The following is a 10,904-nucleotide window of genomic DNA, read 5'->3' as shown; positions in this document are numbered from 1 at the left end:
GGGCAAAGTTTAAATTTGTACGACGGGGATTGAGCCGTTCGGGGCGTTCGTTCGTGTATGGGGGTATGGGACTCGTTATCCGTTTGGTCGTGGCCGCCGGGTTGGTGGTCGACGCGGTCGTGCATTGGATCTACGCGCCGGACATGGCTTACGTGCAGGGCGGTGCGATCTCCGGCGAGCTGCTGTTCCAGGTGCAGGCGGCGGTCGCGGGGGTGGCGGCCGTGGTGGTGCTGGTGGTCGGGAGCCGGTGGGCGTACGCGCTGGGCTTCGTGGTGGCGGGGAGCGCGGTGGGGGCGCTGCTGCTGTACCACTACGTGGACGTGGGGGCGCTCGGGCCGTTGCCGGACATGTACGACCCGATCTGGTACACGGAGAAGTGGCTCAGCCTTGTGGGCGAGGGGATCGCGACGGTCGCGGCGGCGGCCGGGTTCGCGCTGGCCGGACGGGCGCGGGAGCGGGAGCCCGAACCCGTCGGTTGAGAGCAGGTGCGGCCGTCAGGCGGCTGTTTCGGCGCGGGCGGGGGCCGTTACGGCGTCGATGAAGCGGGCCGTGTCGCGCATGGCGGCGCTCGCCTCCGGGAGGACGCGGTTCAGGAGCTGGAAGACGTGCATCTGGCCGTTCCAGACCTGGAGTTCGCAGTCGGCGCCCGCGGCGGTGAGGGCGTCGGCGAGGGCTTCGGCCTCGGGACGCAGGACCTCGGCGCCGCCGACCTGGATCAGGACGGGCGGTGTGTTCGTCCACGCGCAGGTGAGGAGCGCGACGCGGGGGTCGTCGAAGCCGTCCGGGCCGACGACGAGGCGGGCCACGCGGCGGGCGGAGCGCGCGCTGATGTAGGGGTCGCGCGCGCGGGCCTGGGCGGAGAGTTCGCAGGTGAGGTCGACCCACGGGGAGAAGAGGACGACGCCCGCGGGGGACGGCAGGCCGGTGCGGCAGATCTCGGCGGTGAGGGCGGCCGCGAGGTGGCCGCCGGCGGAGTCGCCCGCGAGGACGATGCCGCCCGCGGGGACGCCGCGGGCGAGCAGCCACCGGTAGGCGGCGACGGCGTCTTCGAGGGGCGCGGGGAAGGGGTGTTCGGGCGCGAGGCGGTAGCGGGGGACGAGGACGGGGAGGTTCGTGTCGAGGGTGAGGCGCGCGGTGATGGAGCGGTGCGTCCGGGGCGAGCAGATCACGTAGCCGCCGCCGTGCAGGTACAGGATCGCGCCGGGGGCCGCCTCGGCGTCGCGGGCGACGACCCATTCGCCGGTGACGGGCGGTTCGCCGGATTCGACGCCGGGGTCCTGGAGGGGGACGTATCGGACGCGCTGGGTGTGGCGCATCAGGAGGGACGCGGCGTCGACGGTGGAGCGCGCGGTGCGGATGCTCCCGGCGTGGCCGGGGATGCGGTCCATGATCGGGTGGACGCCGAGGCGGAGCGCGTTGCTGATCACGCGGCTGCGAACGCTCGGGTCCATCGGGCCTCCCCAGGTTGCGGTCAGGTAGATATATGCCCAACTCCGGACAGTTGCTCACGTCACGCGTTGGAAACGGAATCGGGTTCGGGTGTGAGCCGCGCCATAGCCACGTCGCGATAGCGTGAGGCCATGAGCAGTCCCGCCCCTGACACTCCCGGACCGTGCGGGCTCGAGATCCTCTGGGACGAGCGGCTCACCTCCTACGATTTCGGGCCCGGGCATCCGATGAATCCCGTCCGGGTGGAGTTGACGATGCGGCTCGCGCGCGAGCTGGGCGTCCTCGACCGTCCGAACGTGCGGGTCGTCGCGCCGAAACCCGCGGACGACGCGTTGCTGCGGCTGGTGCACGAGGAGTCCTACATCGCGGCCGTCAAGCACTCGGGCGCGACCGGCCTGCCGGAGCCGCGGTACGGGCTCGGCACCGACGACAACCCGGTGTTCCTCGGCATGCACGAGGCGTCCGCGCTGGTCACGGGTGCTTCGGTCGCGGCGGCCGAGGCGGTGTGGACGGGCGCGGCCGAGCACGCGGCGAACGTCGCCGGGGGGTTGCACCACGCGTTGCGGGGGGCGGCGAGCGGGTTCTGCGTCTACAACGACCCGGCGATCGCGATCGCGTGGCTGCTGGGGCAGGGCGCCGAGCGCGTCGCGTACGTGGACGTGGACGTTCACCACGGTGACGGTGTGCAGGCCGCGTTCGCCGACGATCCGCGGGTCCTGACGATCAGCCTGCACGAGACGCCGCGCACGCTGTTCCCCGGCACCGGGTTCCCGAACGAGACGGGCGCGGCGGGCACGTCGGTGAACGTGGCGCTGCCGCCCGGCACCGGGGACGCGCTGTGGCTGCGGGCGTTCGACGCGGTCGTCCCGCCGCTGCTGCGCCGGTTCCGGCCGCAGGTCCTGGTCACGCAACATGGCGCGGACGCGCACGCGCTCGATCCGCTGGCCCACCTGACCCTGAGCGTGGACGGGCAGCGGACGGCCGCGGCGGCGCTCCACCGGCTCGCGCACGAGACGGCGGGCGGGCGCTGGGTGGCGACCGGGGGCGGCGGCTACGAGCTGGTGCAGGTCGTCCCGCGCACGTGGACGCACCTGCTGGCGGAGGCCGCGGGCGGGCCGATCCCGCCGCAGACGGCGACGCCGGACGACTGGCGCGAGTTCGTCCGGCAGCGGACCGAGGAGATCGCCCCGCGCCGGATGACGGACGGGACCGACGTGGTGGAGGTGCACAGGTGGGGGAACGGCTACGATCCGGCGAATCCGGTCGACCAGGCGGTGCTGGCGACGCGGCGGGCGGTCTTCCCGGAGCACGGGCTCGATCCGATGACGGACGAGTGACGGCCGCGCCCACCCGTGCGGACCTGCGGGCCCACCTCGTCCGGACGATGATCGCCGGTGACGTCGCGACGCCCCGGCAGAACAACCTCCTGCACTTCCGCCGGATGGCCGCGGGCCACCCGTACTACCAGTTCGGCCTGCGGTTCGAGTCGTCTTGGACGGAGCGGGACGTCCTGGAGATGATGGTCGAGCGGTGCGGGGTCGACCCCGATCCCCGGCACATCTACGGGGACGACACCATCGATCCCGACATCACTCTGGACACGCTGGAGGCGATGGGGGAGCGCATCGGCCTTGCGGCGAGCAGGAAGGAAACCGTGGTCGTCGCCACGGGGCATCCGGCCACGCTCACACCCCTTTACCAAGCCGTCGCGCGCGCTCTGCTGGACGCCGGGTGCACGGTGCTGACGCCCGCGCAGGGGTGGACGTACGAGATCGACACCGACTACGGCGGCTCGGATCTGCGCCGTCTGGTCTACGCGAAGCCGGGCGTGGCGATGCTGGAGAGCGAGGACGGCCGTACGCAGCACACGCACGACCCCCACGCGATGGAGGCGATGCTCCGCGAACTGGCCGCCGATAGCGCGTCCGGGGGGTCCCGGGACGGTAAACCGGAATTGTGGCCGGATCTGGCCATCGCCGATCACGGGTGGGCCGGAGCGGCCGGACAGGCGGGCATCGACACCGTCGGTTTCGCGGACTGTAACGATCCGGCGCTGTTCGCCGGCGCCGCCGAAGGCAAGATCGACGTGGTCGTCCCGCTGGACGACGGGGTGAATCCGCACCATTACACCCCTTTGACCGCCTACATCCTTGGGCACGCGGGGCTGAATCCGGCCGACTGATTCCCGGCCGCCACGATGGTTCCCTCGGTTGATAATCACCCTGGGTGACGGCGGCGGGCGGACGTGGAGCATGTGCTCGTCCGGAACCGCCCGTGACACCTGAGACGCAGGTCGGTGAGGGGTTCCGCTTCACATCCGACGGTTTCGTCACGCAGTGTGTTCGGGCGTGGCGAGGCGTGCGTATCAGCACTGTGGCGGCCCGGCAAGGTCCGGAGACAGAAATGCGTGGAATCCCCTCTTGCGACGCGCGATACGCGATTTACGCTGGAGGAAGTACACGTGCGTGATCAAAGTCACCCGATGGGCCGGTGCGCGGCACGTGTGGAAGAGGGCGTCCGATGAGTTCAGGCGAGCGACCTCTGAGTGAGGTCAGGTTCCTGACGGTGGCCGAAGTGGCGGCGGTGATGCGGGTGTCCAAGATGACCGTCTACCGCCTCGTCCACTCGGGCGAGCTGCCCGCGATCCGCGTGGGCCGCTCGTTCCGCGTCCCCGAGCAGGCCGTGCACGACTACCTGCGCGAGGCGTACATCGAAGCCGGATGACGGGGCGGCGGCGCTGCGGGCGATGCGTCCGGAGCCGCCGCCGGGCCGGCACCCGGCCGAGTGACGGGGAACAGGACGGGACCCGCCGGCGGGGCGACCGCCGGAGACGGGAGGACACCGCACGGGACGGGCGTGCGCGCCCGCCCCCGCGGAAGCGGCGGCGTCCGGTGCCGTGCTCGGCGCGGTGCCGGGCCCCCGCGCCGACGTGCGTTCGCGGGGCGTTCGGGAAACGTCCGCGCGGTGTTCGCGCGGGGCCCGTGGCCGCTCCGCGCCATGCCGACGCATGTTCCGCGCCGGTACGGCGGTACTCTTGACCACTGGACCGTGCGCGCATCATCGAGTGAGCAGACGAGCGACCTCGCCTGCGGCAGGTCCGGACCGCACATCACCCGATACGCCGAGCGAGGTCCCGTGGGCTCTGTCATCAAGAAGCGTCGTAAGCGGATGGCGAAGAAGAAGCACCGCAAGCTGCTGAAGAAGACGCGCATCCAGCGCCGCAACAAGAAGTGATCACCCCGGCCGCTCGGCCGTAGGGGGTAGGGGCCCACAGTGTCGTCCACGCCCGCCGCGGCCCGTGTCGTCCTCGTCACGGGCGTGTCCCGTTTCCTGGGGGCGCGGGTCGCGCACGCGCTGCAGGCCGATCCGGGCATCGAGCGGGTGATCGGGGCGGACACGGTCCCGCCCACGGCGCCGCTCGGCCGCACCGAGTTCGTCCGCGTGGACATCCGGACGCCCGGCATCGCGAATCTCATCGCGTCCGCCGGGGTCGACACGGTGGTGCACCTCAACCTGGTGACGTCGCCGTCCGTGCCGCGGGCGAAGGTGAAGGAACTCAACGTCATCGGCACGATGCAGCTGCTCGCGGCGTGCCAGCGCTCGCCCGACATGCGCAGGCTCGTCATGCGGTCCTCGGCCGCCGTGTACGGCTCCTCACCGAGGGATCCGGCGGTCTTCACCGAGCTGGACGAGCCCGTCGAGGCGCCGGAGTCGGGGTACGCCAAGGACGCGGTCGAGGTCGAGGGCTACGTGCGCGGCCTGATGCGCCGCCGCTCCGACCTGGCCGTGTCCGTGCTGCGTTTCGCGAACTTCGTCGGCCCCGGCGTGGACTCGCCGTTCACGCGCTACCTGGGTCTTCCGGTCGTCCCGACGGTGCTCGGATTCGATCCCCGGCTCCAGTTCGTGCACGCCGACGACGGCGTCGAGGTGCTGCGCCGGATGACCGTCGAGGACCATCCCGGCTGCTTCAACGTCGCCGGGGACGGCGTGCTGCTGCTCTCGCAGGCGCTGCGCCGCGCCGGGCGGCCGTCGGTGCCGGTGCCGGCCCCCTCGATCTCCGTCGCCGGTGACATGGGACGCCGATTCGCGGGCATGTCCGGATTCTCGCCCGAGCTGCTGCGCTGGCTCGCCCACGGGCGGGTGGTCGACACGTCCGGCCTGGCGAGGGAGCTGGCCTGGCGGCCGAAGTACGACACCGAGGCCGCCTTCGCCGACTTCGTCGCCGCCCGGGGTCCGGGCCGCGGCCCGCTCGGCCGGGCGGCCGCCGCGCTGGGCTCCCGTCGCTGAAAGGGAGGCACGATGAACGCCCACCATGAGGCCGATGAGGGCGCCCGGATCATCCCGCTCGCCACGGCACGGGGACGGGACGGCGGCGGCGGGCGCGGCGGACGCGACGTGCGGCCCGCCTCCCGGCGCGGCGACGATCCCGCGGACGCTCCCGGGGACGCGGCGTCCACCGGGCACGGGCCCCTCGAACCCGGCTCCTTCGAACGCCGGGTCGCGGCCGGACTGGAGTTCCTCGGCCGTCGCCTCACCGGCGACTACGAGGTCGACGAGTTCGGCTTCGACCCCGAGTTCAACGGCACGGTGCTGCTGCCGGCCGCCCGCGCCCTGTACGAGCGCTGGTTCCGGGTGGAGCTGTCGGGCGTCGAGAACGTCCCGCCGGACGGCGGCGCGCTGATCGTCGCGAACCACTCCGGGACGCTGCCGCTGGACGGCCTCATGCTCTCGGTCGCGCTGCACGACCACGCGGGCCGCGACGTGCGGCTGCTGGGCGCCGACCTGATCTACCAGGTGCCCGTCCTCGGCCACCTGTCCCGCAAGGCGGGGCACACGCTGGCCTGCCGGGCCGACGCCGCCCGCCTCCTCGGCAAGGGCGAGCTCGTCGGCGTGTTCCCCGAGGGGTTCAAGGGCGTCGGCAAGCCGTTCGCCGACCGCTACCGGCTGCAGCGGTTCGGGCGGGGCGGGTTCGTCGGGACGGCGCTGCGCGCGGGCGTCCCGATCGTGCCGTGCGCGATCGTCGGCGCCGAGGAGATCTACCCGAAGATCGCCGACCTGCGGCCGCTGGCCCGCCTGCTCGGCCTCCCGTACTTCCCGGTGACGCCGACGTTCCCGCTGCTGGGGCCCGCGGGCCTGGTCCCGCTGCCGTCCAAGTGGATGATCGCCTTCGGGGAGCCGATGTACCTGGACGACTACGAGCCCGACGACGCCGACGATCCGATGACGGTCTTCGAGATCAACGACCACGTGCGCGAGAACGTCCAGCGGATGCTGCACCAGACGCGCCTGCGGCGCGGCCCCGCGTTCTTCTGACGGACGTCCGGCCGCCGTCCGGCTCCGGTCAGCCGGAGGTGAGCGCGGCGAGGTCGAGGGGCGGCTGCTCGACCGTCCGGGCGAGGATGCCGAGGGTGGCGCGCAGGCCCGCCTCCGGGATGACGGGGAAGATCCCCTTGTCGCGGTACTCCTCGGTGATCCGGCTCCAGTCGTAGTAGGACGTGACGAGGCTGCCTTCCTCGGCGGGCTCGACGCGGTAGCCGTAAAGGTGCTCGATGTGCGGCTTGATCACGCCCTCGACCGTCCACTGGATGTGCGCGTCCGGCTTGAATTCGGTGATGACGACGGTGACGTCGTACTTGCCGAACGGGAAGTCGTTGAGGGATTCGCGGTCCATGTGGACGACGAACCGGTCCCCGGCCTTCGCGACCCGGTCGCCCTCGGCCGACTGCAGCATCCCGGAACTGTCGATCGCCACGTGCCCCCGCGGGTCGCACAGCACCGCGAACACCGTCGCGGGCGGTGCGGCGATCGTCCGCTGAACCTCGAATCGCTCTTCCATGGTCGAACCCTTGCATACCGGACGTGCCGCCGGTAGTTCAGTGCGCGGCCGGGAGGTAGATCGTCTCGCCGTGTTCACGTGCGCGCCGTGCGGCGGGGACGCGCGGGGCGAGCGCGGGGGCGAGGTTCGCCTCGGCGTCGGCCCACGTGAAGAAGGCGAACGCGTCCAGTTCGTCCTCTTGCAGGCGGATCGCGGACGGGTCGGGGACGGTGCCGCCGTCGAACGTGAAGTGGATCATCGGGCGGGGCATGTCGTCGTCCGGCGGGACGACGTCGACGACGAGCAGCCGCCGGGCCTCGATCGGCAGCCCGAGCTCCTCGCGGACCTCCCGTTCGGCGACCCGGTGCGGCGCCTCGCCCGCGTCCATCGCCCCGCCCGGTATCTGCCAGTACGGCCGGTAGTTCGGCTTCACGAGCAGGACGCGGCCGCGGTCGTCGGTCAGCAGGGCACCGGCGGACACGTGCGCGGTCGGGAGCGTGGCGTACCACTCGCGACGCGGCAGGTACGGCACGTCAGGACCGGTAGTGCTTGCGCAGCGCCATTCCCGCCGCGACGCCGCCCGCGAGGGCGCCCGCCCCGGCGGCGGCGGGGAGCGCGACCATCGTGACCTTGCGTCCCGTCCGGAAGTCGTGGACGGGCCACTCGTTCGCCTTCGCGTGGTCGCGGAGCGCGGCGTCGGGGTTGACCGCGTGCGGGTGCCCGACGGCGGTCAGCATCGGCAGGTCGTTGATCGAGTCGCTGTAGGCGGAGCAGCGCGTCAGGTCGAGCCCCTCGCGCTGCGCCAGCGCCCGGACGGCCTCGGCCTTCGCGGGCCCGTGCAGCAGGTTGCCGACGAGGCGGCCGGTGTAGACGCCGTCGCGGGTCTCGGCGACGGTGCCGAGCGCGCCGGTGAGGCCGAGCCGGTGCGCGATCGTCCGGGCGACCTCGACGGGGGTCGCGGTGACGAGCCACACCTGCTGCCCGGCGTCGAGGTGCTGGAGGGCGAGGGTGCGGGTGCCGTGCCAGATGCGGTCGGCCATCACCTCGTCGTAGATCTCCTCGGTGAGCCGCACGATCCCCGCGACGCGCTGCCCGGCGACGAACGACAGCGCGGCCTCCTTGGCGCTGCCGATGTGCTCGGAGTTCTCGGTGCCGCGCAGCCGGAACGACGCCTGGCCCCAGGCGAACATGGCCAGGTCGCGCATCGTGAACAGCTTGCGGCGGGCCAGCCCGCGCGCGAAGTAGTAGATCGACGCGCCCTGCATCATCGTGTTGTCGACGTCGAAGAACGCCGCCGCGGCGGGGTCGGGCTCGGGGAGCGGTTCGGGCTCGGCGGCCGCCGCGGCGGCGGCCCTCCCGGCGCTCACAGGGTCCTGGTTCTTGCCGCGCTGCCAGAATCGCCGCATGGGCGAAGCCTAGTCTGCCGCGGTACCCGCGCCGTCGTCCCGGGCGCGGTTGCGGCCGTCCTCGCCGCGCGCCGCCGCCGTCACCAGCCGCTCCCGCAGGCCCGCCCGGAAGTCCGGGTCGGGGCCGGGCGGTCGCGCCCGCAGGTGGGCCAGTGGATTTCCCCGTCCGACGATCTTGGCTCGCCCGCTTCGCAATGACGCTCCCTTCCTGCCCGCACAACGAGCCGAACCCGCTTCGGGTTACGGCCCGCCGTTCGGTGCCCCGCCCGCTGCCGGACGGCGGCGTGCGTCGCGGACGGCGCCGCGCGTCGGCCGGCGGGACGGGGGCGTGGGACGTCTCAGCCCTGCAAGTCGGCCGGGAGCATGCGGGCCAGCGAGCGGACGGCACGGTACTGCAGGGCCTTGATCGCGCCCGACTTCTTGCCCATGATCAGCGCGGTCTCGGCGACCGACAGACCGTGCAGGAAGCGCAGCACCACGCACTCCTGCTGCTCGGAGCCGAGGCTCCGGACGGCGATGAGCAGCGTCCGGTTGGTCATCGCGTCCAGGACGGCCCGTTCCGGTCCCTCCTGCGGACGGTCGGGCTCCGTGAGCTCGGCCGTGCAGATCTCCAGCCGGTACCGGCCGGACTTGAAGTGGTCGGCGACCAGGTTCCGCGCGATCGTCACCAGCCAGGCGCCGAAGTCCTTGCCCTGCCAGTGGAAGTCGCGGACGCGGCGGAGCGCGCGCAGGAACGTCTCGCTCGTGAGGTCCTCGGTGAGGGCGTGGCTGCCACCCGGTAGTAGACGTACCGGTAGACGAGCTCCACGTAGTGGTCGTAGAGGGATCCGAACGCCTCCGCGTCGCCGTCCCGGGCCCGCAGGACGAGCGCCTTGAGCATCTCCGCGCGGTCATCGGCGGGACGGTCGGTGCGTTCGGCGCGGTCGGCACGGTCGGTGCGGTCATCGGCCGAACGGTCGCCGGACGGGACGCGGGAACGCCGCGGAAGCGGGATGACCCCGGCATCGAGGGTCAAGCTGCTCATGCAGTTCTCCCTCGGGCGTACGCGGACCTCCGGCGGGATTTGTCACTCTAGATACCGAAAGGTGCGGCAGGCAATGGCCGGGACCCACCACGGCACAGGGGCTCGCGACCGGCGCCGCACCGGGCCGGTGACGGACTTGCGCCGTCCCGGCCCTTCGTGCTGCGCACGTGCCGGGTTACCCCTACGGGCCCGGCATCGGGCACCATGGGGCCACGATGGTCAGTGCTCTTCTCGCGCTTCTCGCGGCCGGTGGCGCCTCGTACGCCACCTGGCTGCTGGTCTCGCGCGCATACAAGGACCGGCTGCTCTACCTCATCGCCTGGTCGTTCACCCTGGTCGGCCTGTCACTCGCCCTCCTGGCGATGACCGTGGGGTTCCTGGCGGGGTTCAACGGCCTGTTCTTCCGCGTCGCGGAGATCGGCGCGGCGTGCTCGCCCCGCTGTGGCTGATGCTCGGCATGATCGAGCTGATCGCGCGGTTCGTGCAGGTGCGCTTCGGGGCGTGGCTGTTCACCATCTCCTACACGGTCGTCGCCGTCGTCATCCTCTTGCTCGACCCGCTGAAGGGCGATCTCGACAAGAGCCTGCCGAAGCCGGGCGACACCTACGACGCGCTGCCGCTGCTGCTGGTCGACGGCGCGCACCTGGTGTCGACGGTGTCGCTGGTGGCCTGCACGGCGTTCACCGCGTGGATGGCGAGCAAGCGGGACCGCGAGGCGGGCGAGCTGCTGATCCCGGTCGCGCTGGTGGCGCTCGCCGGGGTGCTGTCGATCCTCGGCACCCGCGGGTTCCTGCCGGGGCCGCTGGCCGTGCTCCTGCTGGGCGGCGCCGCGGGCCTCGTCTGGTACGGCGCGATGCGCACGATCCCCGTCTACGAGGACGAGGACGACTTCTACGACGACGACTTCGACGGGGACTACGTGGACGAGCACGCCGGCGGTTACGACGAGCCCCTGTACGAGGGGCGGCGGCGGGCCGCCGCCGAGCAGCCCGTCCCGGCGCCGACGCCGCCCGCCGACAACCGGCCGCCGGCGGCGGCCGCGGCGGCGCGCTGCGCTTCCCCGAGCAGCAGGCCGAGGAGCTGCGGTTCCCCGAGCCGTCCGGCGCGCAGCCGCTGCCGGAGAGCCCGGCCGGGGCGACCGCCGTCGACGGGCTCGTCGACGCCACGCTGGCCGCCGCGGCCGCGATGGCCGGCACCCCCGGCGGGCTGG

Annotated in this window: 15 protein-coding genes and 1 pseudogene; 9 read left to right on the top strand and 7 right to left on the bottom strand. The window is 72.6% G+C overall.

Annotated features, from left to right (window positions below; all coding sequences use genetic code 11):
• The first annotated feature begins 89 nt into the window (after positions 1-89).
• On the top strand, positions 90-479 hold the full coding sequence (locus BJF79_RS20755; protein ID WP_143220064.1) for a hypothetical protein: 390 nt from the start codon (positions 90-92) through the stop codon (positions 477-479).
• Positions 480-494: 15 nt separating this feature from the next.
• Here the strand turns inward: BJF79_RS20755 and BJF79_RS20750 are convergent, their stop codons facing one another.
• Positions 495-1,451, bottom strand: coding sequence for an alpha/beta hydrolase (locus BJF79_RS20750; protein WP_083733620.1), 957 nt, complete (start codon positions 1,449-1,451; stop codon positions 495-497).
• A gap of 129 nt (positions 1,452-1,580) precedes the next feature.
• Here BJF79_RS20750 and BJF79_RS20745 point away from each other — a divergent pair, with 129 nt between their 5' ends.
• From BJF79_RS20745 to BJF79_RS20720, 6 genes are all read left to right on the top strand, one after another.
• Positions 1,581-2,786: an acetoin utilization protein AcuC gene (locus tag BJF79_RS20745; RefSeq protein ID WP_075899716.1), complete on the top strand. Its 1,206-nt coding sequence runs from the start codon at positions 1,581-1,583 to the stop codon at positions 2,784-2,786.
• Positions 2,783-3,631, top strand: a complete 849-nt coding sequence (locus BJF79_RS20740) for a phosphatase (protein ID WP_075899714.1) — start codon at positions 2,783-2,785, stop codon at positions 3,629-3,631. The genes BJF79_RS20745 and BJF79_RS20740 overlap by 4 nt, the downstream gene beginning before the upstream one ends.
• A 338-nt stretch (positions 3,632-3,969) precedes the next feature.
• On the top strand, positions 3,970-4,173 hold the full coding sequence (locus BJF79_RS20735) for a helix-turn-helix domain-containing protein (RefSeq protein ID WP_026403281.1): 204 nt from the start codon (positions 3,970-3,972) through the stop codon (positions 4,171-4,173).
• A gap of 411 nt (positions 4,174-4,584) precedes the next feature.
• Entirely contained in the window at positions 4,585-4,683 is a 99-nt protein-coding gene (locus tag BJF79_RS20730; protein WP_018654693.1) for a 30S ribosomal protein bS22, read from the top strand.
• A 39-nt stretch (positions 4,684-4,722) separates the two neighbouring features.
• Positions 4,723-5,736, top strand: coding sequence for an NAD-dependent epimerase/dehydratase family protein (locus BJF79_RS20725; RefSeq protein WP_075899712.1), 1,014 nt, complete (start codon positions 4,723-4,725; stop codon positions 5,734-5,736).
• Between the two features lie 12 nt (positions 5,737-5,748).
• The gene (locus tag BJF79_RS20720; protein ID WP_075899710.1) at positions 5,749-6,762 is read left to right on the top strand and encodes a lysophospholipid acyltransferase family protein; all 1,014 of its coding nucleotides are present in this window, start codon (positions 5,749-5,751) and stop codon (positions 6,760-6,762) included.
• 28 nt (positions 6,763-6,790) lie between these two features.
• Here BJF79_RS20720 and BJF79_RS20715 read toward each other — a convergent pair whose 3' ends face one another.
• The 6 genes from BJF79_RS20715 to BJF79_RS60870 all read right to left on the bottom strand — a co-directional run bounded on the left by BJF79_RS20715 (position 6,791) and on the right by BJF79_RS60870 (position 9,694).
• Positions 6,791-7,285 carry an SRPBCC family protein gene (locus BJF79_RS20715; protein WP_075899708.1) on the bottom strand — a complete coding sequence of 165 codons (495 nt, stop codon included), beginning with the start codon at positions 7,283-7,285 and terminating at the stop codon, positions 6,791-6,793.
• Positions 7,286-7,322: 37 nt separating this feature from the next.
• Positions 7,323-7,796 carry an NUDIX domain-containing protein gene (locus BJF79_RS20710; protein WP_075899706.1) on the bottom strand — a complete coding sequence of 158 codons (474 nt, stop codon included), beginning with the start codon at positions 7,794-7,796 and terminating at the stop codon, positions 7,323-7,325.
• Position 7,797: 1 nt separating this feature from the next.
• On the bottom strand, positions 7,798-8,670 hold the full coding sequence (locus BJF79_RS20705) for an HAD family hydrolase (RefSeq protein WP_083733619.1): 873 nt from the start codon (positions 8,668-8,670) through the stop codon (positions 7,798-7,800).
• 9 nt (positions 8,671-8,679) lie between these two features.
• Complete coding sequence (locus BJF79_RS20700) at positions 8,680-8,865, bottom strand: hypothetical protein (protein WP_075899704.1); 186 nt, start codon at positions 8,863-8,865, stop codon at positions 8,680-8,682.
• Between the two features lie 143 nt (positions 8,866-9,008).
• Positions 9,009-9,401: a sigma-70 family RNA polymerase sigma factor gene (locus tag BJF79_RS60875; protein WP_262402336.1), complete on the bottom strand. Its 393-nt coding sequence runs from the start codon at positions 9,399-9,401 to the stop codon at positions 9,009-9,011.
• Positions 9,335-9,694, bottom strand: a complete 360-nt coding sequence (locus tag BJF79_RS60870) for a hypothetical protein (RefSeq protein WP_262402335.1) — start codon at positions 9,692-9,694, stop codon at positions 9,335-9,337. Before BJF79_RS60870 ends, BJF79_RS60875 begins: the two co-directional genes overlap by 67 nt.
• 215 nt (positions 9,695-9,909) lie before the next feature.
• On the opposite strand from BJF79_RS60870, the gene BJF79_RS20690 reads away from it, so the two are divergent.
• Both BJF79_RS20690 and BJF79_RS20685 read left to right on the top strand, forming a co-directional pair.
• The gene (locus tag BJF79_RS20690) at positions 9,910-10,143 is read left to right on the top strand and encodes a hypothetical protein (protein WP_075899702.1); all 234 of its coding nucleotides are present in this window, start codon (positions 9,910-9,912) and stop codon (positions 10,141-10,143) included.
• Positions 10,122-10,904, top strand: a pseudogene (locus BJF79_RS20685) (hypothetical protein); the annotation flags it as partial. The gene BJF79_RS20690 and the pseudogene BJF79_RS20685, both read left to right, overlap by 22 nt.

The organism is Actinomadura sp. CNU-125, assembly GCF_001942465.1.
In the GTDB taxonomy this organism is placed as follows: domain Bacteria; phylum Actinomycetota; class Actinomycetes; order Streptosporangiales; family Streptosporangiaceae; genus Spirillospora.
Note: the sequence above shows the minus strand (reverse complement) of the source record. Positions and strands in the feature narration are given on the sequence as shown.

Excerpts from the sequence above, each read along its gene's own strand:
- BJF79_RS20690 (WP_075899702.1), top strand. The coding sequence starts at position 9,910 with ATGGTCAGTGCTCTTCTCGCGCTTCTCGCGGCCGGTGGCGCCTCGTAC.
- BJF79_RS20745 (WP_075899716.1), top strand. The coding sequence starts at position 1,581 with ATGAGCAGTCCCGCCCCTGACACTCCCGGACCGTGCGGGCTCGAGATC.
- BJF79_RS60870 (WP_262402335.1), bottom strand. The coding sequence starts at position 9,694 with ATGAGCAGCTTGACCCTCGATGCCGGGGTCATCCCGCTTCCGCGGCGT.
- BJF79_RS20715 (WP_075899708.1), bottom strand. The coding sequence starts at position 7,285 with ATGGAAGAGCGATTCGAGGTTCAGCGGACGATCGCCGCACCGCCCGCG.
- BJF79_RS20750 (WP_083733620.1), bottom strand. The coding sequence starts at position 1,451 with ATGGACCCGAGCGTTCGCAGCCGCGTGATCAGCAACGCGCTCCGCCTC.
- BJF79_RS20735 (WP_026403281.1), top strand. The coding sequence starts at position 3,970 with ATGAGTTCAGGCGAGCGACCTCTGAGTGAGGTCAGGTTCCTGACGGTG.
- BJF79_RS20705 (WP_083733619.1), bottom strand. The coding sequence starts at position 8,670 with ATGCGGCGATTCTGGCAGCGCGGCAAGAACCAGGACCCTGTGAGCGCC.
- BJF79_RS20720 (WP_075899710.1), top strand. The coding sequence starts at position 5,749 with ATGAACGCCCACCATGAGGCCGATGAGGGCGCCCGGATCATCCCGCTC.